The sequence below is a fragment of the Methylibium rhizosphaerae genome, assembly GCF_006386545.1.
GTDB classification, from domain to species: Bacteria; Pseudomonadota; Gammaproteobacteria; order Burkholderiales; family Burkholderiaceae_C; genus Pseudorivibacter; species Pseudorivibacter rhizosphaerae.
Genome location: NZ_SWAR01000010.1, coordinates 67,412 through 85,891, shown reverse-complemented (window position 1 = coordinate 85,891; position 18,480 = coordinate 67,412). Strand labels below are relative to the sequence as shown.

Below are 18,480 nucleotides of genomic sequence, written 5' to 3'. Positions count from 1 at the left end.
AACATCCAGGAGGCAAACGATGTCCGCTGTTCCCAATCCGCTGCTCGAAACCACCGGCCTGCCGCTGTTCGACGTGATCCGCCCCGAGCATGTGTCGCCCGCGGTGGACACGCTGCTGGCCGATGCCTCGGCCGCGCTCGAGCGCGCCGTCGGCCCCGACGTGCCGGCCGACTACGACGCGCTGTCCGCCGTCCTCGACGTGGCCACCGAAAAGCTCGGCCGTGCCTGGGGCGCGGTGAGCCACCTGAATGCGGTGGCCGACACGCCGGAGCTGCGCGCGGCCTACAACGAGAACCTCCCCAAGGTCACCGAGTTCTACACCCGACTGGGCGCCGACGAGCGGCTGTATGCCAAGTACAAGGCGCTCCATCAGAGCCCCGCGGCCGCGATCCTGTCGCCCGCGCGCCGCAAGGCTCTCTCCAACGCCATGCGCGATTTCGTGCTTTCCGGTGCCGAGCTGCAGGGCGCGGACAAGGAGCGGTTTGCCGCCATCCAGGCGCGCCTGGCCGAGCTGTCGCAGACCTACTCCGAACACGTGCTCGATGCCACCGACGCCTTCGCCTACTACGCCAGCGAGGCCGAGCTCGACGGCGTGCCCGACGACGTGAAGCAGGCCTCGCGGGCGGCCGCCCAGGCCGAAGGCAAGGAAGGCCACAAGCTCACGCTGCACATGCCGAGCTACCTGCCGGTGATGCAGTACGCCACCCAGCGTGCGCTGCGTGAAAGGCTCTACACCGCCTACATCACCCGGGCCTCCGAACTCGGCGAGCCGGCGCGCGACAACTCCGCCGTGATGCGTGAGATCCTGGCCTTGCGCCAGGAAGAGGCGCAACTGCTGGGCTACCGCAACTTCGCCGAGCTGTCGCTGGTGCCCAAGATGGCCGACACGCCGCAGCAGGTGGGCGAGTTCCTGCGCGACCTGGCCCGGCGCGGCCGGCCGCACGCCGAGAAGGACCTGGCCGAGCTGCGCGAATTCGCCGCCGGGGAGCTGGGCATCGCCGAGCTGAAGGCCTGGGACATGGCCTTCGCCTCCGAGCGGCTGAAGGAGGCGCGCTATGCCTTCAGCGACCAGGAGGTGAAGATGTACTTCACCGAAGACAAGGTACTGACGGGCCTGTTCAAGATCATCGAGACGCTGTTCGACGTGGCGATCCGCCCCGACGGCGCCCCGACCTGGCACCCGGCGGTGAGGTTCTTCCGCATCGAAAGAGGCGGTGAGCTGATCGGCCAGTTCTACCTCGACCCCTATGCCCGCAACGGCAAGCGCCCCGGCGCCTGGATGGACGACGTGCGTGGCCGCTGGAAGCGCCCGGAGGGCCGCCTGCAGACACCGGTGGCGCACCTCGTGTGCAACTTCGCCGCGCCGGTCAACGGCAAGCCGGCGCTGCTCACGCATGACGAAGTCACCACCCTGTTCCATGAGTTCGGCCACGGGCTGCACCACATGCTCACCCGGGTCGAAGACATCGGCGTGGCCGGCATCTCCGGGGTCGAGTGGGACGCGGTGGAACTGCCCAGCCAGTTCATGGAGAACTTCTGCTGGGAATGGGACGTGGTGAAGCACATGACCGCCCACGTGGACACCGGCGCGCCGCTGCCGCGCGAGCTGTTCGACAAGATGCTGGCGGCCAAGAACTTCCAGAGCGGGCTGCAGATGCTGCGCCAGGTGGAGTTCTCGCTGTTCGACATGCGGCTGCATGCCGAGCCGGGCAGCGAGGTGATGCCGGTGCTGCAGCAGGTGCGGGAAGAAGTGGCCGTGGTCCGGCCGCCGGCATTCAACCGCTTCGCGCATGCCTTCTCGCACATCTTTGCCGGCGGCTATGCCGCGGGCTACTACAGCTACAAGTGGGCTGAAGTGCTCTCGGCCGACGCCTACAGCGCCTTCGAGGAAGCCGGCGTGTTCGACCCCGCCACCGGCCGGCGCTACCGCGAAGCCATCCTCGAGGCCGGCGGCAGCCGTCCGGCGATCGAAAGTTTCAAGGCCTTCCGTGGCAGAGAGCCACGCATTGACGCCTTGTTGCGCCACCAGGGCATGGCCTGAGCTAGCATCGGCGACCGCTGTAGGAGATCCATTCATGATGCGTTTCGTTGTGCCCGTCGCCGCGCTGCTGACCGCACTGCCGAGCTTTGCGCTCTACAAGGTGGTGGGGCCCGACGGCAAGGTCACCTACACCGACCGGCCGCCCGCCACCCAGGGCACCACCGGCAAGGTGCAGCCACTGTCGTCCTCGGGCGTGCCGGTGGCCGATGACGCCCTGCCCTTCGAGCTGCGCCAGATCGCGAGCCGCTACCCGGTGACGCTGTACTCCTCCGAGAAATGCAGCCCCTGCGACAGCGGCCGCAATTTCCTGCGCCAGCGCGGTATCCCGTACGTCGAGCGCACCGTGTCCACCCAGGCCGACTTCGACGCCATGCAGCGGGTCGAAGGCACTTCGGAGTTCCCGGTGCTGCGCATCGGCGGCCAGCAGGTGAAGGGCTATTCCGATGCCGAATGGGGAACCTACCTCGACGCGGCTGGGTATCCCAGGCAGTCACGCCTGCCGGGCAGCTATCGTTTCCCGGCCGCACAACCGATGGTCGCGCGCGAGGCAGCTCCCGCAGCCGCGCCGGCCGCCCCTGCCCAGGCGGCGGCTCCAGCCCCCGCTCCGGCTGCGCAACCCACGCCGGCTGCCACCGCGCCCGGCATCAAGTTCTGACCGGCGCCGCTCGAACCCAAAGGAAAAAGGCCACCGCAGGGTGGCCTTTTTCATTGCGCCAGTTGCGAGCGACGGCGCGCCTCAGAACTCCAGCGTCCTCACACCCTGCGCCGTGCCCAGCAGGCACACGCGTGCACGGTTGCGCGCAAAGATGCCCACCGTCACGACGCCGGGCCACTGCGTGATCTCTGCCTCCATGGCCGCCGGGTTGCTGATGTGCAGGCCCGACACGTCGAGGATCAGGTTGCCGTTGTCGGTGGTGACGCCCGCGCGCAGCTTCGGCTCGCCGCCCAGCGCCCGCAGCCGGCGCGCCACCAGCTCGCGCGCCATCGGGATCACCTCCACCGGCAGCGGAAAGCGCCCCAGCACGTCGACCAGCTTGGACTCGTCGGCAATGCAGATGAAGCGCTCGGCCATGTCAGCCACGATCTTCTCGCGCGTGAGCGCCGCGCCCCCGCCCTTGATCATGTTGCCGCCGTGGTCGATCTCGTCGGCGCCGTCGATGTAGACCGGCAGCGACTCGACCTCGTTGGCATCGAAGACCCGGATCCCAAGCGCCTGCAGGCGCTCGGTGCTCTTCACCGAGCTCGACACGGCACCCCGGATGCGGTCCTTGATCTGGCTCAACGCATCGATGAAGCAGTTGACCGTGGAGCCGGTGCCCACGCCCACCACGCTGCCCGGCACCACGTAGTCCACCGCGGCGCGCCCGACCAGGGCCTTCAATTCGTCTTGGGTCATGCTGCGTTCGTAGAAGTGTTTGCGACAATCCGCGGATTATCCAAGACCCGCCTCGCATGCCCCTCGTTCCCTACGCGCTCACCCGCCCTTTCCTTTTCGGCCTGGATCCCGAGCATGCGCACGAGGTCACGCTGGGCACGATGGCCCGGCTGCAGAACACCCCGCTGCAATGCCTGTGGTCGCAGGCGCGCGTGGAGTCGCCCGTCACGGTGGCAGGCCTGCGCTTCCCCAACCGGGTGGGCCTGGCGGCCGGTCTCGACAAGAACGGCCGCTGCATCGACGCACTGGGCGCCATGGGCTTCGGCTTCATCGAAGTGGGCACGGTCACGCCCAAGGCACAGCCCGGCAACCCGAAGCCGCGCATGTTCCGCCTGCCCGAGGCGCAGGCGCTGATCAACCGGCTGGGCTTCAACAACGACGGGCTCGAGGCCTTCCTGGCCAACGTGCGGCGCGCCGGCTTTCGCAAGTCGGGCGGCGTGCTCGGGCTCAACATCGGCAAGAACGCGGCCACGCCCATCGAGCGCGCGGCCGACGACTACCTCATCGGCCTGGCCGGCGTCTACCCGTTCGCCGACTACGTGACCGTCAACATCTCGTCGCCCAACACCAGGAACCTGCGCGCGCTGCAGAGCGACGAAGCGCTCGACGCGCTGCTCGGCACCCTGCAGGAAAGACGCCAGCAGCTGATCGCCGAGCACCGCCGCAGCGTGCCGATGTTCGTGAAGATCGCGCCCGACCTCGACGAAGCCCAGGTCGAGGTGATCGCGCAGACGCTCAAGAAGAACGCCATCGACGGCGTGATCGCCACCAACACCACCGTCGCCCGCGACGCGGTGAAGGGGCTGCAGCATGCCGACGAAGCCGGAGGCCTGTCCGGGCGGCCGGTCTTCGAGGCGAGCAACCGCGTCATCCGCCTGCTGCGCACGGCGCTGGGGCGGGCCTTTCCGATCGTGGGCGTGGGCGGCGTGCTGAGCGCCGGCGACGCACAGGCCAAGGTGGACGCCGGGGCCGACCTCGTGCAGATCTACACCGGGCTCATCTACCAGGGCCCGGCGCTGGTGCGCGAATGCGCATCGGCGCTGCGCTGAGGCAACAAGGCCGATGCAACACGCCGCCCCCCCGATGCGCAACCGGCTCGTGTCCTCGCGGGGGTGGTGGCTGGCGGCGGTGGTGCTGCTGGGCTTGGCGGCGCTGGCCGAGTGGACGCAGGCGACGCCCGCCAGCCAGCCGGCCGCCGTGCTGCCGGCCGGCAACGATGCCATCCAGCACTTCCTTCAGGCGCAGCGCATCGCCTCTTCGGCCGCCACGCCAGCCGCGCTGCGGTCCGCTGACGCGGCCCAGTGGCGCGGCGTCAAGCTGCCCGACCTCTGGCCCGAAGACGAAGCCCATGCGAAAGCCGGCGCCGGCTGGTACCGGGTGGTGTTCACCGCCCGTGCGCCGCTGCAGGACCACGGGCTGCACATCCGCGTGCTGGCTCCCGGCGCGCTGTACGCGGTCAACGGCCGGGTGCTGTCGGTCACGCCCGACACACTGAGCCGATCGGGTTCGGCCGAGGCGGTGTTCGTTCCGATCCCGCAGGACGCGCTGCGCGAGGGCGACAACGAGCTGCTGCTGCGCCTGTCGGTGCTGCCCGACCGGTCTGCCTACGTGGGCAGCTTCCGCCTCGGACCGGTGGCGGACATCCGGGCCGACTACCAGACCTTCATGTTCTTCAAGGAAACCCTGCGGCAGATGATCGTCGTGACGGCGCTGCTGCTGGCCATCGTGCTCGGGTCCATCTGGTGGGCCCGCCGCGGCGAAGTGCTGTACCTGCTGTTCGCGCTGGTGTGCGTGGGCTGGGCGCACCAGACCCACAACTACTACGCCACCCAGCCGCCCTGGCCGGAGCCTGCCTGGGGCATCAGCATCGCCATCGGCGACTACCTCACCGAATCGCTGATGTGTCTGTTCGTGCTGCGCTACATCGGGCGGCTGCGGCGCTGGCACGTGTTGACGCTGGGCGCGTATGTCGCTCTCTCGGCAGCCCTCACCCTCGTCAACGGCCTGAGCGACGCGCGCTGGTGGTGGGCCTGGTATTCGCAGCCCTGGGAGTTCACGCCGTTCGTCATCTCGGCGCTGTACATGCTGCTGCTGGTGCAGCACGCCTGGCGCACCCGCAGCGCCATCGACGGCCTCATGGCCGCCGCCACAGTGACGATGATCTGGGCCTCCTGGTGGGACCTCTCGCCGCTGACGCCCGACCTGCAGGTGGGTGAGTCGGTGTCGCTGCTGCCCTATGCCTACGGCGTGGTGGTGGCGGTGTTTTCCGCGCGGCTGGTGCGGCGCTTCATCGACTCCATCGGCGAGGTCGAGGCACTCAACCGCGACCTCGAGGGCCGCATCGCCGAACGCACCCAGGAGATCCGCGTCTCGCTCGAGGCGCTGGCCGTCGCCGAGCGGGAACGGCATGCGATGGAGGAGCGCGCCCGCCTGATGAGCGAAATGCACGACGGCATCGGCACCCACCTCATGGTGTCGATGCGCTCGCTCGAGTCGGGCCGGCTCGATCCGCTGCAGGCGGCCGAGGTGCTGCGCATGTGCCTCGAGGAACTGCGCCTGACCATCGACTCGATGGACGATCACGGCAACGACCTCGCCGCGTTGCTGGGCATGGTGCGCTACCGGCTCGGCGACCGCCTGCGCTGGGCCGGGCTCGACCTGCGCTGGGAAGTGGGCGACACGCCGCCGCTGCCGGCGCTCGGCCATGACGGCGCATTGCACGCCATGCGCATCGTGCAGGAGTGCATCAACAACATCCTCAAGCACTCGCAGGCCAGCTGCATCCGGGTGTGCACCGCGGTGGACAACGTACGTCAGGCGGTGGTGCTGCGGGTCATCGACGACGGCCGCGGCTTCGCTCCCTCGGCGATCGATCCGCTGCACGGGCACGGCCTGGCCAACATGCGCCGGCGGGCGTCGAAGCTGGGCGGCACGCTGAGCGTGACGTCTCGGCCGGGAGAAACCGTGATCGAGCTCCTGCTGCCCTTGCCGGCCGCCGCCGCCCGGTGATTGCGTCGCCCCCTCGCTCCGCTCTTCTCGCCGGCGCCACCGGCCTGGTCGGCCGCGAACTGCTCTCGCAACTCATGCAGGACGACCTCTACAGCGAGGTTCACGTGCTCACGCGCCGCCCGCTCCAGGCCGCTTCCATCCACGACGGCAAGCTGCATGTGCTGGTGGGCCCGCTGGCCGCCGCGCCGCTGGTGCCGCGGGTGGACGACGTCTACATCGCGCTGGGCACGACCATCAAGGTGGCCGGCTCCGAGCAGGCGTTCCGGGAGGTCGACCACGACCTGGTGGTGCACCTGGCCCGCATGGCCCGGCAGGCCGGCGCACAGCGGCTCGCGGTGGTGACGGCCCTGGGCGCCGATGCGAAGTCGCGGTTGTTCTACAACCGGGTGAAGGGTGAAACCGAAGACGCCTTGCGCGGGCTGGGCTTTGCCAGCCTCACCATCGTGCGCCCGTCGTTCCTGACCGGTGACCGTGCCTCGCTGAACCAGCCCGACCGGCCGGGCGAGGGCTGGGCGCTGAAGCTCCTGGCCCCGTTGCAGCGCTGGCTGCCGGCTTCCATCCGCCCGGTGCCGGCAGCCGCGGTGGCCGCAGCGATGCGGCGCTCGCTGCGAGCCGGCGGCGAGGGCACGCGCATCATCGAGTCACGCCAACTGCACGACGCCCCCATCCCCACATGAGCCTTGTCAACCATCCGGCGGTCGCCTCGCCCCTCACCCTCACGCTGGCCACCGCCAACACGCTGAACCTGGCCCTGCCCGGCCGCGTGTTCTACGAAAACCAGGAGCCCTACACGGAGGCCGACGCGCAGCGCAAGTTCGCCTGGCTGGGTCAGCAGATCCGAAGGCTCAACGCCGACCTGCTGGCCTTCCAGGAAGTCTGGGACGAAGCCGCGCTGCGCAGCGCGGTGCACCACTCGCAGCTGCGCTATGCGCACGTCATTGCCCCCGGCACCGAGACCGGCGCCAACACGGTCGGCGGGCAGCCGGTCGGGGCGGTCGGCACGCCGCGTGTGGGGCTGGCGACCCGCTGGTCGCTCGAATCCTCCGCGCTCATCACGGACTTCCCGCCGGGCTGCGCGGTGGCGGTGCCCGAGCTCGGCGAGTACGCGCGTTTCGAACGCCCGGTGCTGCATGCCCGGGTGCGGCTGCCGGCGGGCGGGCCCTTGCTCCACGTGCTGGTGCTGCACCTGAAGTCCAAGCGACCGAAGTTCCTGCTCGACGCGGCGGGCGAACCGATCGAGAACCGCGACGATCCGCGCATACAGGCCCGCGCGCAGCTGCGTTCGCTGCTGATGCGTGGCGCCGAAGCCGCCGCCCTGCGGTCCTACGTGCTGCAGCTGCTCGCGCAGACCCGCGACCCGCTGGTGCTGCTGGGCGACCTCAACGACGGCCCGCATTCGGTGACCACCCAGATGATCGCGGCCACGCAGCAGGTGGCCTACGACCGGCAGGCGCGCGATACCGCACTCTTTCATGCGCACGAGGTGCAGACCGAGCCGCTGCGCCGCGACGTCGGCTACTCCCACATCCACCAGGGCACGCCCGACATCCTCGACCAGATCTGGGTTTCGGAGGAGCTGCTCGCAGCCAGCCGCTTCAGCCTGGGAGAGGTGCTGCGGGTGGAGCACTTCAACGACCACCTGCACGAAGGCCGCGACCGCACCCGCTCGGACCACGGTTTCGTGCGCGCGGTGCTCAAGCTCTATCCGCAGCGCTGGTCGCAGGCGGCCCGGACCGCGCCGTCAGACCCGCCCCTCTGACAGCCCCTTCAGCCAGGCCAGCAGGTCGGCGTCGGCCCAGTAGCCGATGTGGTCACCGCGCGTGAGCAGCTCGCGGTTGTGCACGCCCTCGAGCTCGACCGCCCCGCCGATGTAGTCGGCCGGCCGGCACAGGTTGATCCAGCGGAACCGCTCCGGCTGCTGCTTGCACAGGCGGGCGAAGCCCTGGCCCAGCACCACGTCGAGGAAGTTGCGGTACAGCGTCGACAGGGGCGAGCCCACCGTCACCAGCGTCAGCCGCATCGGCGAATGCAGCAGCACGCGGGCCATGCGCGAGAGCATGGTCGCGGCGATCACCGTGCCCTGGCTGTGGGCGAACACGATCACGTGGCGGCCGTTGCATGGCTCGTCGAGCAGGCGCAGCGCCTGCCAGAAGCGCGTCAGCGTGTCGCGGCGCGTGTGCAGGCCGCGGCGGCGCACGACGAAAAAGAACACGTCGCCCAGCGCGTCGAGGAAGGCCGCGAACGGCCGCGTGGCCAGCGGCACGAGCAGCAGCGCGTACTTGGTCGATTCGAGGAACACCGCCGCCGCGTCCGGCGCCATGGCGAACCCGAGCTGCTGCGGGTGGTAGCCGCGCATGCGCCACAGCACGAAACCCAGGCTCGCCAGCAGCACCACCGGCATGAGCGCCAGCAGCACGCTGGCCCAGAAGCGGGCGAACGCGCCCGCCGGATACCAGGGCTGGCCGCGCCGGTCCTTCGACACCTCGGTGCGGGAGAACAGCACCCAGGTGACGCTGGCGCCAACGACCAGCAGCAGCCCCACCAGCGCCACCCAGTCGGTGCGCAGGCACTGCTGGCACAGCCTGCAGCCTTCGAAGAGCCCCCTCTCCATCACCCGAGCCACCAGCAGCAGCCCGAGCCCGACGCTCCAGCCGACGATCACTGCCACGTTGCGGCCGAAGCCCTGCACCGCCTTGAACTGCCACGCCCCCAGCAGCAGCGCGGCGGCCAGCGCCAGCGCCATCAGGCTGGCGGCCTGCTGGCCGTCCACCGGCGAGAACGGCATGGCCAGCGCGAAGGCGCGACCCCAGTTGCTGCGGGTGCTGTCGTTCATCGGCAGCAGCGTCACCGACACGGTGAGCGGCTGCACCACCACCATCAGCACCACCGGCAGCCACAGGCAGGCGATGCGCGACAGCCGGTGCAGGCCGCGGCCGCGGTCGCGCAGCGCGATCTCGAGCGAGGTGACGACCACCGCGCCGGCTGCGGCGAGCGTGGCCCAGCTGTGCAGCGCGCCCGACACCTCGGCAAAGCCACGATGGCCGTCGTTGCCGAAACAGGTCCACCAGCCGGCCCATGCCGCAAAGGCGGCGAACCACATGCCGCCGGCCGCCAACGTCCAGGTGAGCTGCCTGACCAGCGTGGCCACGTACAACGCCCCCACCGCCACCATCACGCCGCTGGCCATGCGTTGCCCGGGATCGAGCTGCCACAGCAGCGCCGACAGCATGGGGGCGAGCGATGCCCACACCAGCACCGTCTCGATGAAGAACAGCGTCGGCGTGCCGCTCCACAGCCGGTTGGCGAGCGTGCGCGAGCGCCACGCGCCATACACGCCGATGCGGGTGAGCGCCAGCAGCACGGTCACGAAGTGGCGGGCCAGGCCCAGCGCGTCGGGCATGGCACGGCGCACTTCCGACCAGTTCACCTCCACCAGCCGCACCGGCGCGCCGCTGCCCTCGCCGTCGCGGCCGGCCCGCAGCAAGGTGTAGCGCCAGGACTGGGCGAACACGGTGTCGCGCTGCAGGTCTTCGCGCCGGGAAAAGGCCGACTGGCCGGCCACCGAGCCGATCACGTCGCCCGGCGAGAAGTCGCCCACCCCGTGCAGCACCACGATCGGCGCCCGCTGCCGCGGCGCGGCCGTTTCGTAGAGTGCGCCGGGGGCGGTGATGCGCCCTTCGCTCGCGTGCGTCGCCTCCCCCACCAGCGGCAGGCGGTGCGCGCGATCGGCGGGCGGTGCCGCGGGCGGCGAAGGCGTCGGCAAGCTGGCTCCCTTCGGCGGGTGGGGTGGCCCCGAGTTGTAGCGCCCGGCACGCCTGTTGCCAACCGGAAACATAGGGAGCCGGGCCTTGCATTTGGTCGCGTTACGCAACAGTGAAACAAGCAGTCGCCGCCTACCCTCCAACGCTGCAGGAGAGCTCCGGGCGGGGCATCGTCGGCACCCGCTCCGCGAGGGGCAATGAATGTTCCAGAGGGCAGTCACCATGAAACACCATTGGCACACCGCCTGGCATGGCCAGGACATCGTGGTCTATCGCGACGACACCGAGGTCGACCGCCTGCGCGCCAGCGACATCCGGCGCGTCATCTTCGTGCAGGACGGCCCCGGCTTTTCGGCCGGCGACCTGGCCTTCGCGGTGGTCGAGTTCGACACCGAGCATGTGGTGCTGCCCGCCGACACGGGCTTCGCCGGGCTGGTGAACTTCGAGCGTCAGGCGTTCTGGGCGGCCAAGGACTGCATCTACTGGGCCGAGCACCGCCACGCGCCGCTGCCGCCCAGCTGCCGGCGTGGCTTCCTGCACCGCACGCCGCAGTTCGTACGCCTGCCGCAGGCCGAACTCGCCCCGCTCATCGAACGCTGGCGCATCGAGGGCCCGCAGACCTGGGACCAGCGCCGCTGGCAGCGCATCGAGAACGAGCGCCCCTTCGGCCCGTCGAGCTGGCCGCCGCGCGAGCACGCCCACTCGAGCGCACGCGGCGACCTGTAGGCCGGGGCCGCCGCCCCGCGCCCGGTTAACCCCGCCGGTGGGGCGGCTGCGTTGAAGGTTCATGTCCTTCACGGAGCCGTTCCATGGGCCCAGTCCTCACGCTTGTCCGAGGCCGCCCAGGCCGCAGCCTCGCCGCGGCGCTGGCGGCCGCCGCCTGCCTCGCCGGCCTGCCCCAAGCCGCCTTCGCGACCGGCCGCTCGGTCGACGTGCGCTTGATCGACCGCGACAGCGGCCAGCCCTTGCCGGTGTACCGGCACCACGGCCAGGGCTACACGCCCGGCCGGCCCGGATCGCGCTATGCCATCGCCTTGCGCAACCTCACCGGTGAACGACTGCTGGTGGTGCTGTCGGTCGACGGCGTCAACGCGGTGACCGGCGAGACGGCCCACTGGAACCAGAGCGGCTACGTGCTCGACCCCTACCAGAGCTACGAGATCACCGGCTGGCGCAAGAGCCGCAGCGAGGTGGCGGCCTTCGAGTTCACCGAGCTGCGCGATTCCTATGCCGCGCGCACCGGCCGGCCGTTCGACGTGGGCGTGGTGGGCGCGGCCGCCTTCCGCGAACGGCGCCCGCCCTGGCGCCCCGAGCCGGAGCTGTCGCAGTCGGCACCGCGCCCGCTGGCCGAGGGGCGCGGCGCCGAAAAGAGCGCAGGCGCGGCCGACCTCTCACGCGAGTCCGCCGCGGCCACTGCGCCGGCGCCCGGCGAGCGCCTGGGCACCGGCCATGGCGAACGCGAAACCTCCTGGGTCAGGCATACCCGCTTCGAGCGCGCGGCCAGCACGCCGGATGAGGTGGTCGCCCTGCGCTACGACAGCTTCGAGAACCTCGTCGCGGCCGGCCTGGTGCCGCGCCGCCACCCCGAGCCGCACGGCCACCCGCGACCGTTCCCGGAAGCGCCGTCGGCCGGCTATGTGCCCGATCCGCCCCGGCGCTGGTCCCACGGCTGGTGAGCGCGCCGTCGGCCGGCCCGGCCCGGCAGCGCGTAGCATCGCGGCCGATGGAGGAGACCGTCGCCCCACTGGCCGCGCCCGACGACACGGTGGCCGAGGACGAGTCGCTGATGCTGGCCTTTGCGGCCGGCGATGCGGCGGCCTTCACGCGCCTGTACGACCGGCATGCGAAGCGGGTGTACCGGTTCATCGTACGCAGCCTGGGGGCCCGCCATGCCGGCGCGGCCGACGACGTGCTGCAGGAGACCTGGATCACGGTGGCGCGCCAGGCGCCGCGCTACCTGCCGACGGCGCGCTTCTCGACCTGGCTGTTCACGCTGGCCCGCAGCCGGGTCATCGACCACCTGCGCCGGCACGGGCGCGGCCATGAGCTGTCACTGGATGCACAGACCGACGGCGATGCGGACGGCGACGCGCCGGCGCTGGCCGATTGCCTGGCCGCCGACGAGCGGCACGAGCCGCTGCGACGGCTCGAGCATCGTGAACAGGCGCTGGCTTTTTTCAATGCGCTCGAAGCGCTTCCGCTGGTGCAGCGCGAGGCCTTCCTGCTGCAGGCCGAGGCCGGCCTGAGCATCGAGGAGATCGCCGCGGCCACCAGCGTGGGCGCCGAAACCGCCAAGAGCCGGCTGCGGTATGCGCGTGCCAAGCTGCGTGAAGCGCTGGCCGAGTGGAACTGACGACACCATGAACACCCCCCGCCCGCCCACCGACGCGACCGACGACCCGCTGCTGCAGGCCTATGCGGACGCCGATCGCCTGCTCGGGACGGCCTCGCCCGAGCCGGCCGATGCGGTGCGCGACCGTGTGCTGGCGGCCGCGCTCAGGCCTGCGCAGGGCGATGCGCCGGCCGTTGCGCCGGTGCCGCAACGCAAGGCCGCAGCCGCCAACTCGCCACGCTGGCGCTGGGCCGCCATCGCCGCCTCCGTGTGCACCGTGTCGCTGGCCACGCTGGTGGCACTGCGCGTGCAGATGGAAAGCCCGCCGGAGGCGTTCGTGCGAGACGCACCGGTGGCGGCAACAACCCCGGCACCTGTGGCCGCGCCGGCGGAACAGGCCGCTGCCGAAGCCGTGACGGCGCAGCAGAAGGCTGCCGAAACCCGCCACGAACTGCGCCGGCGCGAATCGGCAAGGCGGTCAGAACGCCCGGCCCCGACCCCGACGCCGGCGCCGCCCACAGCCGACGCCGCAGGTACACCAGCGCCCGCGACGCAGGCCGCAGCGCCGGCCGCCATGGCACCGCCTGGCGCGCCGCCCCGCGAGGCCGAGGCCGAGGCCGAGGCCGAGGCCGAGGTCGACGAGCGCCGCGCCGGCCTCGCCTCCGAAGCGCCGGCTGCCAAGGCCTTGCAGGCGCCCGCCCCGGTCCGCCGCAGTGCCGCGGCGGCCGAAGGCAGCATCAGCCCCGCGCTGCACCGCGCTGCCGAAACCGGCCAGCCCGATGCGGTGAGACAGGCCCTGGCCGCGGGCGCCGACGTGAACGGCCGCAACCGCGATGGCCGCACGGCGCTGCTGGAGGCGGTGCAACGAAGCGACGGCGGCCCGCAGTACACAGAGATCGTGAAGCTGCTGCTGGCCCACGGAGCCGACCCCAACCTGGCCGACCGGGCCGGCGTGACGCCGCTGCAGCACGCCCGGCAGCGCGGCTACACGGCCATGGCGCAAGCCATCGAAGAAGCCGGCGGTCGCTGAAAGGCCTCAGCCGGCGAACAGCGGGTGCCGCAGCGCCTCGTCGAGCCGCAGCACCGGCGTCACGCAGGCGTCCACGGTGTCGAACACCTGTACCCAGTGCGCCAGCGGCTGCGTGGCCAGGAGCGCCTGAAGCTCCGCGCGAAGCGCCATGGCGGGCTCGCTGCCCGGCGCCTCGCCGAGCGACCAGTGACGCCGCTCCCACTGCGGCCGGCCCAGCGTGGCGCACACCGCCTGCCAGAACTTGAGTTCCAGCGCGCCCACCGCGAGGTGCCGGCCGTCGGCCGTGCGGTATACGCCGTAACAGGGCGCCCCGCCCGAGAGCAGGTCGCGCCCTGCCGGCGGCACGCGGCCCAGGGCTTCGAGCGCGGTGCGCACCACCACCTGGTGGCGCAGCACCTCGTGGGCCATCGAGATGTCGAGGTGGCAGCCGCGGCCGGTGCGCCGTGCCGCCAGCAGCGCCGCCAGCAGCGCACTCAGCGCCGCCTGTGAGCCGCCCAGCAGGTCGCCCACCTGGAAGTTGGGCAGGGCGATCTCGCCACCGCCGCTCGCCACCTGCTCCAGCAGGCCCGCCATCGCGATGTAGTTGATGTCGTGGCCGGCGCGCTGGGCCCACGGGCCGTGCTGCCCATAGCCGCTGATCGACACCATCACCAGCTTCGGGTTGTGGGCCGAGACCGTCTCGAAACCCAGGCCCAGCCTTGCCATCACGCCAGGGCGGAAGCCTTCGACCAGTGCATCGGCGCTGCGCAGTTCGTCGAGCAGCATCGCCTTGCCGGCGTCGCTTCGCAGGTCGAGCCGCAACACACGCTTGCCGGCATTGAGCCGGCGGTAGAACGCACCGGGCTCGCCCGCTTCGGCTTCGGCCCCGGTGCGCCACAGCGCGCGGGCGCCGTCACCCTCGCCGGGGTCTTCGACCTTCAGGACGTCTGCGCCCCACTGTGCCAGCCGCAGTGTCGCCAGCGGGCCGGGCAGCAGCCGGGTCAGGTCGACGATCCGGAGCCCGGCCAGTGCCTCGCTCAGCGGATCGGCACTGTCCGGCCCCTCGCCGGTCATTCGAAACGGCCCTCGCGCAGCCACTTCGTCGCCACCCACTTCTCGCCGGCCAGCACCGGCGCGCCGCCATGCAGCGACTTGGTCATCGGGTGCGGGCGGTCGTAGCTGAAGAAGACCGCGTTGCCCTTCATCGGCGCGACCTCGAGGCCCACGTCGGGGAAGGTGGTGCCGCCGCCGCGCTCGGGGTTGTTGAGGTACATGACCAGCGTGCCGACCCGCTGGCCGCCGCGCTTCAGGATGGTGGCCGTGCCGGGCTGGGCCGGGTCGAAATAGTCGTAGTGCGGCTTGTATTCGGCGCCGGGGCGGTAGTGCAGGATCTGCAGGCCCTCGCCGTTCTCGAGGGGCCAGCCCAGCAGCGTGGCGATGCGCTGCTCCAGCCGCGAGATCACCTCGTGCTCGCCCCGGCGGAAGAACATGCCCTCGCTGGTGCGGGCCGCGTTGACTTCGCTGCCGCCTGTGGCGTTGTCCACCGTTTCCGAACGCGCCAGCCGCGGGCGGGCCAGGTCGATGATGGCGTCGCACTCGTCGTCGGACAGCAGGCCGCCGAACACCACCACCCGCGGGTTGCGCATGGCCATGACGATGCGCACATCGCGGTCGAAGGCCCGCACGACGCTGGGTGATTCAGCGATGGCGGGCTCGGGCACTGGCTTGGGTGCCGGCAGGCCGGCGGCCTTGGCATGCTCGTCCAGGAAGCCCTGCAAGGTTTCCTCGAGGGCTCGGATCGCGACCTCTTCTTCCCAGCCGCTGTCCATCATCGACTTGAGCACGACCTCCGGCTTGTGGCCGGCCTTGGCCTGCTCGACGATCCAGTGACGCAGTTCGGGGGTGATGCTTTGAGCGCTCATTGGGGCGATTTTGGCAGTGACGGGTGACTGGTGACTAGTCCACTGCGTCAGTGAACTAGGCCTGTCGACGCCGGAACACCAGGCGGTCGGGCTCGCTGGCGGCAGCGTCGAAGGCATAGCCTTCCCGGTCGAAGCGCTCGAGCGCCTTGGGCGTCTTCACGCGCTTTTCGATCGCATGCCGGGCCATCAGCCCACGCGCCCGCTTGGCGAAGAAGCTCACCACCTTGTAGCGGCCGCCCTTCCATTCCTCGAACACGCAGGTCACCACCCGCGCCTTCAGCGCCTTCAGGTCCACCGCCTTGAAATACTCCTCCGAAGCGAGGTTCACCACGATCGGCGTCTTGTCGGCGGCCAGTCGCTCGTTGAGGTGGGGCGCAATGGTGTCGGCCCAGTAGCGGTAGAGGTCCTTGCCGCGCGGGTTGGCCAGGCGCGTGCCCATTTCGAGCCGGTAGGGCTGCATCCAGTCCAGCGGCCGCAGCACGCCGTACAGGCCGCTCAGGATGACCACGTGCTGCTGGGCCCATTCGAGGTCTTTCTCGCTCAGGCTGGCGGCCTGAAGCCCTTCGTAGACGTCGCCGTTGAAGGCCAGCGCGGCCTGCTTGCTGTTGCGCGCGGTGAAGCGCCGCTGCCAGGCGGCGTAGCGGTTCACGTTGAGTTCGGCGAGCGACTCGCTCAGGTCCATCAGTTCGGCCACCTCGGCGCTGGACTTATTGCGCAGCACCCCGATCAGCTCGGCGGCACGGTCGGCAAACAACGGCAGCGTGTGGCTGGCCACATGCGGCGGGGTGTCGTAGTCGAGAGACTTGGCAGGAGAGAGCAGGAACAGCATGGATGCAGCCGGTTGAAAAACGGCGCGAGCGTAGCAGCGTGACGCGGCCGGTGGTCATCGGCCGCCCTGGCGCATATACTTGCCTTTGGCAACCAATTAGGTGACTTGAGCACCCACCACACGGAGGCCCCATGACCGCTGCCGCCGACGCCCCTGCCCTGGACCAGCGTGTCGCCGCGGTGCGCCGCTTCGGTCGCTTCTACACGCAGCACCTGGGCCTGCTCGACGACGGCCTGCTGGCCACCGACCACAGCCTCAGTGAAGCCCGGGTCCTGTGGGAACTGGCCCATGCCGAGGAGGCGGGGCAGGCCCCGACCGCCAGCTGGCTGGCCGCGCAACTCGCGCTGGACGCCGGCTATCTCAGCCGGCTGCTGCGGCGCCTGCGCGAGGCCGGCCTCGTCGGCGTGAGCCGCTCGGCCACCGATGCGCGAGCCCAGCAGCTGTCGCTCACAGCCGAAGGCCGGCGCGTCTACGCCGCCATGGACTGCGCCTCGAGCTCGCAGGTGGCCCATTGGCTCGAAGCCCTGAGCGAGCCGGAACAGTCGCGCCTGCTCGCGGCCATGCAGACGGTGCAGTCGCTGCTGGTGGGCTCTTCGTCGGCGCCGATGATCACGCTGCGCGACCCGCGCCCCGGCGACATGGGCTGGGTGGTGCAGCGCCATGGCGCGCTGTATGCGAAGGAATACGGCTGGAACCAGGCCTTCGAGGCACTGGCCGCCCGCGTGTCAGCCGACTTCCTCGACCACTTCGATCCGCAGCGCGAGCGCGGCTGGATCGCCGAGCGCGACGGCGAGAACCTCGGCTGCGTCTTCCTCGTGCAGGCGCCGCCGGCCGAATACGGCGACAACGTGGCTCGGCTGCGCATGCTGCTGGTGGAGCCGGCCGCGCGCGGCCTGGGCCTGGGCCGGCGGCTGGTGGACGAGTGCGAGCGGTTCGCACGCGACAAGGGCTACCGCAAGATCACGCTGTGGACCAACTCGGTGCTCACCGCCGCCCGGGCGATCTACCGGAAGGCCGGCTACCGGCTGGTGAAGCAGGAGCCGCATCACAGCTTCGGGCACGATCTCGTCGGTGAAACCTGGGAACTCGATCTATGACCGGCCATGAGCCCTGCCCCTGCGGCTCGCAGGACCGCTACGACCGCTGCTGCGGCCCGTTCCATGCAGGGGCGGCCGCCCCCACCGCCGAAGCGCTGATGCGCTCGCGCTACAGCGCCTTCGTGCTGTCGCTGCACGACTACCTGCTGGCCACCTGGCATGCATCCACGCGGCCTGCCGCGCTGGACGCGGACGAGCCCGGGCTCAAGTGGCTGGGCCTCGAAGTGAAACGCCACCAGCAGCAGGACGACACCCACGCCGTCGTCGAGTTCGTCGCCCGCAGCAAGCTGGGCGGCCGGGCACACCGCCTGCACGAGACCAGCCGCTTCCTGCGCGAGCAGGGGCGCTGGTACTACGTCGACGGCGACTTCGACCAGCACGGCCGATAGCCCTGCGCGCGCTCGCGCCCACGAGGCTCCGCTATCCTCGGTGCCTCCATGCGCTGTGAAGACGTCGCCTCCCATCCGGACTTCCGCCACCTGCCGTCCATTCGCGGCGTGGCGGTGGACCTGCGCTACGCAAGCGAGCGCAACTTCACCGGCCGCAACCTCTACGGCTCGCTCGATTGCACCTGGCTGCACCGGCTCGCCGCCGACGGCCTGGCACGCGCCGCCGCGCAACTGCACGAGGACGCGCCGGGCCACCGCATCCTGGTGCTCGACGCCTTGCGGCCGCACCGTGTGCAGGTGCAGCTGTGGGACTTCCTCGACGGCACCGGCCTGCGCCAGTACGTGGCCGACCCGGCGCTCGGCTCCATCCATTCGTTCGGCATGGCGCTGGACGTGACGGTGCTCGATGCCGGCGGCCGCGAGCTCGACATGGGCAGCGGCTTCGACGAGATGGACGAGCTGTCGCATCCGAAGCTGGAAACCCTGCACCTCGCCAGCGGTGCACTCACGCCCGTGCAGGTGCGGCACCGCGAACTGCTGCGACACGCCATGCGGGCCGGCGGCTTCAACGGCATCGACAACGAATGGTGGCACTTCGACATGCTCGACCGCCGCCATGTGCGCCAGCACTTCACGCGCGTGGACTGACCGGCAAG

18 protein-coding genes are annotated in these 18,480 nt (G+C 70.8%); 13 read left to right on the top strand and 5 right to left on the bottom strand.

All coding sequences use genetic code 11. From position 1 onward, the window contains the following. Nucleotides 1–19 precede the first annotated feature (19 nt). Together E8D38_RS10000 and E8D38_RS09995 are read left to right on the top strand one after the other, a co-directional pair. A complete protein-coding gene (locus E8D38_RS10000; RefSeq protein ID WP_140628655.1) occupies nt 20–2,041 on the top strand; it encodes a M3 family metallopeptidase in 2,022 nt (673 codons plus the stop codon). A 34-nt stretch (nt 2,042–2,075) separates the two neighbouring features. Continuing rightward, the gene (locus E8D38_RS09995; protein WP_140628652.1) at nt 2,076–2,696 is read left to right on the top strand and encodes a glutaredoxin family protein; all 621 of its coding nucleotides are present in this window, start codon (nt 2,076–2,078) and stop codon (nt 2,694–2,696) included. 81 nt (nt 2,697–2,777) lie between these two features. Here the strand turns inward: E8D38_RS09995 and rpiA are convergent, their stop codons facing one another. Then, entirely contained in the window at nt 2,778–3,437 is a 660-nt protein-coding gene (rpiA, locus tag E8D38_RS09990; protein WP_140628648.1) for a ribose-5-phosphate isomerase RpiA, read from the bottom strand. A 56-nt stretch (nt 3,438–3,493) separates the two neighbouring features. On the opposite strand from rpiA, the gene E8D38_RS09985 reads away from it, so the two are divergent. From E8D38_RS09985 to E8D38_RS09970, 4 genes are read left to right on the top strand one after another with little or no spacing between them, the layout of a single operon-like run. Next, the gene (locus tag E8D38_RS09985) at nt 3,494–4,525 is read left to right on the top strand and encodes a quinone-dependent dihydroorotate dehydrogenase (protein ID WP_140628645.1); all 1,032 of its coding nucleotides are present in this window, start codon (nt 3,494–3,496) and stop codon (nt 4,523–4,525) included. 13 nt (nt 4,526–4,538) lie between these two features. Beyond that, entirely contained in the window at nt 4,539–6,485 is a 1,947-nt protein-coding gene (locus E8D38_RS09980; protein ID WP_140628643.1) for a sensor histidine kinase, read from the top strand. Further along, nucleotides 6,482–7,162, top strand: a complete 681-nt coding sequence (locus tag E8D38_RS09975) for an NAD(P)H-binding protein (protein WP_246099423.1) — start codon at nt 6,482–6,484, stop codon at nt 7,160–7,162. The genes E8D38_RS09980 and E8D38_RS09975 overlap by 4 nt, the downstream gene beginning before the upstream one ends. Next, on the top strand, nt 7,159–8,244 hold the full coding sequence (locus tag E8D38_RS09970; protein WP_140628640.1) for an endonuclease/exonuclease/phosphatase family protein: 1,086 nt from the start codon (nt 7,159–7,161) through the stop codon (nt 8,242–8,244). The genes E8D38_RS09975 and E8D38_RS09970 overlap by 4 nt, the downstream gene beginning before the upstream one ends. Here the strand turns inward: E8D38_RS09970 and E8D38_RS09965 are convergent. After that, nucleotides 8,227–10,248: a hypothetical protein gene (locus E8D38_RS09965; protein ID WP_140628636.1), complete on the bottom strand. Its 2,022-nt coding sequence runs from the start codon at nt 10,246–10,248 to the stop codon at nt 8,227–8,229. The two genes, E8D38_RS09970 and E8D38_RS09965, sit on opposite strands and share 18 nt — an antisense overlap. A 220-nt stretch (nt 10,249–10,468) precedes the next feature. On the opposite strand from E8D38_RS09965, the gene E8D38_RS09960 reads away from it, so the two are divergent. The 4 genes from E8D38_RS09960 (at nt 10,469) to E8D38_RS28875 (ending at nt 13,608) form a co-directional block, all read left to right on the top strand. Beyond that, nucleotides 10,469–10,972 (top strand): hypothetical protein, encoded by a 504-nt coding sequence (locus tag E8D38_RS09960; RefSeq protein ID WP_140628634.1) that lies wholly within the window; start codon nt 10,469–10,471, stop codon nt 10,970–10,972. A gap of 83 nt (nt 10,973–11,055) precedes the next feature. Further along, entirely contained in the window at nt 11,056–11,922 is an 867-nt protein-coding gene (locus E8D38_RS09955; RefSeq protein WP_140628631.1) for a hypothetical protein, read from the top strand. A 47-nt stretch (nt 11,923–11,969) separates the two neighbouring features. Beyond that, nucleotides 11,970–12,599, top strand: a complete 630-nt coding sequence (locus E8D38_RS09950) for a sigma-70 family RNA polymerase sigma factor (RefSeq protein WP_246099422.1) — start codon at nt 11,970–11,972, stop codon at nt 12,597–12,599. A gap of 7 nt (nt 12,600–12,606) precedes the next feature. Continuing rightward, the gene (locus E8D38_RS28875; protein WP_246099421.1) at nt 12,607–13,608 is read left to right on the top strand and encodes an ankyrin repeat domain-containing protein; all 1,002 of its coding nucleotides are present in this window, start codon (nt 12,607–12,609) and stop codon (nt 13,606–13,608) included. Nucleotides 13,609–13,614: 6 nt separating this feature from the next. Here the strand turns inward: E8D38_RS28875 and E8D38_RS09940 are convergent, their stop codons facing one another. The 3 genes from E8D38_RS09940 to yaaA are packed head-to-tail and all read right to left on the bottom strand — an operon-like array spanning nt 13,615 to nt 16,338. Then, nucleotides 13,615–14,661, bottom strand: coding sequence for a CaiB/BaiF CoA transferase family protein (locus tag E8D38_RS09940; RefSeq protein ID WP_140628628.1), 1,047 nt, complete (start codon nt 14,659–14,661; stop codon nt 13,615–13,617). Then, a complete protein-coding gene (locus E8D38_RS09935; RefSeq protein ID WP_140628625.1) occupies nt 14,658–15,509 on the bottom strand; it encodes a 2OG-Fe(II) oxygenase in 852 nt (283 codons plus the stop codon). Before E8D38_RS09935 ends, E8D38_RS09940 begins: the two co-directional genes overlap by 4 nt. A 55-nt stretch (nt 15,510–15,564) precedes the next feature. After that, complete coding sequence (yaaA, locus tag E8D38_RS09930; protein ID WP_140628622.1) at nt 15,565–16,338, bottom strand: peroxide stress protein YaaA; 774 nt, start codon at nt 16,336–16,338, stop codon at nt 15,565–15,567. Nucleotides 16,339–16,469: 131 nt separating this feature from the next. Between yaaA and E8D38_RS09925 the strand changes: the two genes are divergently transcribed. The 3 genes from E8D38_RS09925 to E8D38_RS09915 are packed head-to-tail and all read left to right on the top strand — an operon-like array spanning nt 16,470 to nt 18,472. Further along, nucleotides 16,470–17,435, top strand: coding sequence for a bifunctional helix-turn-helix transcriptional regulator/GNAT family N-acetyltransferase (locus E8D38_RS09925; protein ID WP_140628618.1), 966 nt, complete (start codon nt 16,470–16,472; stop codon nt 17,433–17,435). Next, complete coding sequence (locus E8D38_RS09920; protein WP_140628615.1) at nt 17,432–17,824, top strand: YchJ family protein; 393 nt, start codon at nt 17,432–17,434, stop codon at nt 17,822–17,824. Before E8D38_RS09925 ends, E8D38_RS09920 begins: the two co-directional genes overlap by 4 nt. Before the next feature lie 48 nt (nt 17,825–17,872). After that, complete coding sequence (locus tag E8D38_RS09915; RefSeq protein WP_140628611.1) at nt 17,873–18,472, top strand: M15 family metallopeptidase; 600 nt, start codon at nt 17,873–17,875, stop codon at nt 18,470–18,472. Nucleotides 18,473–18,480: the final 8 nt, after the last annotated feature.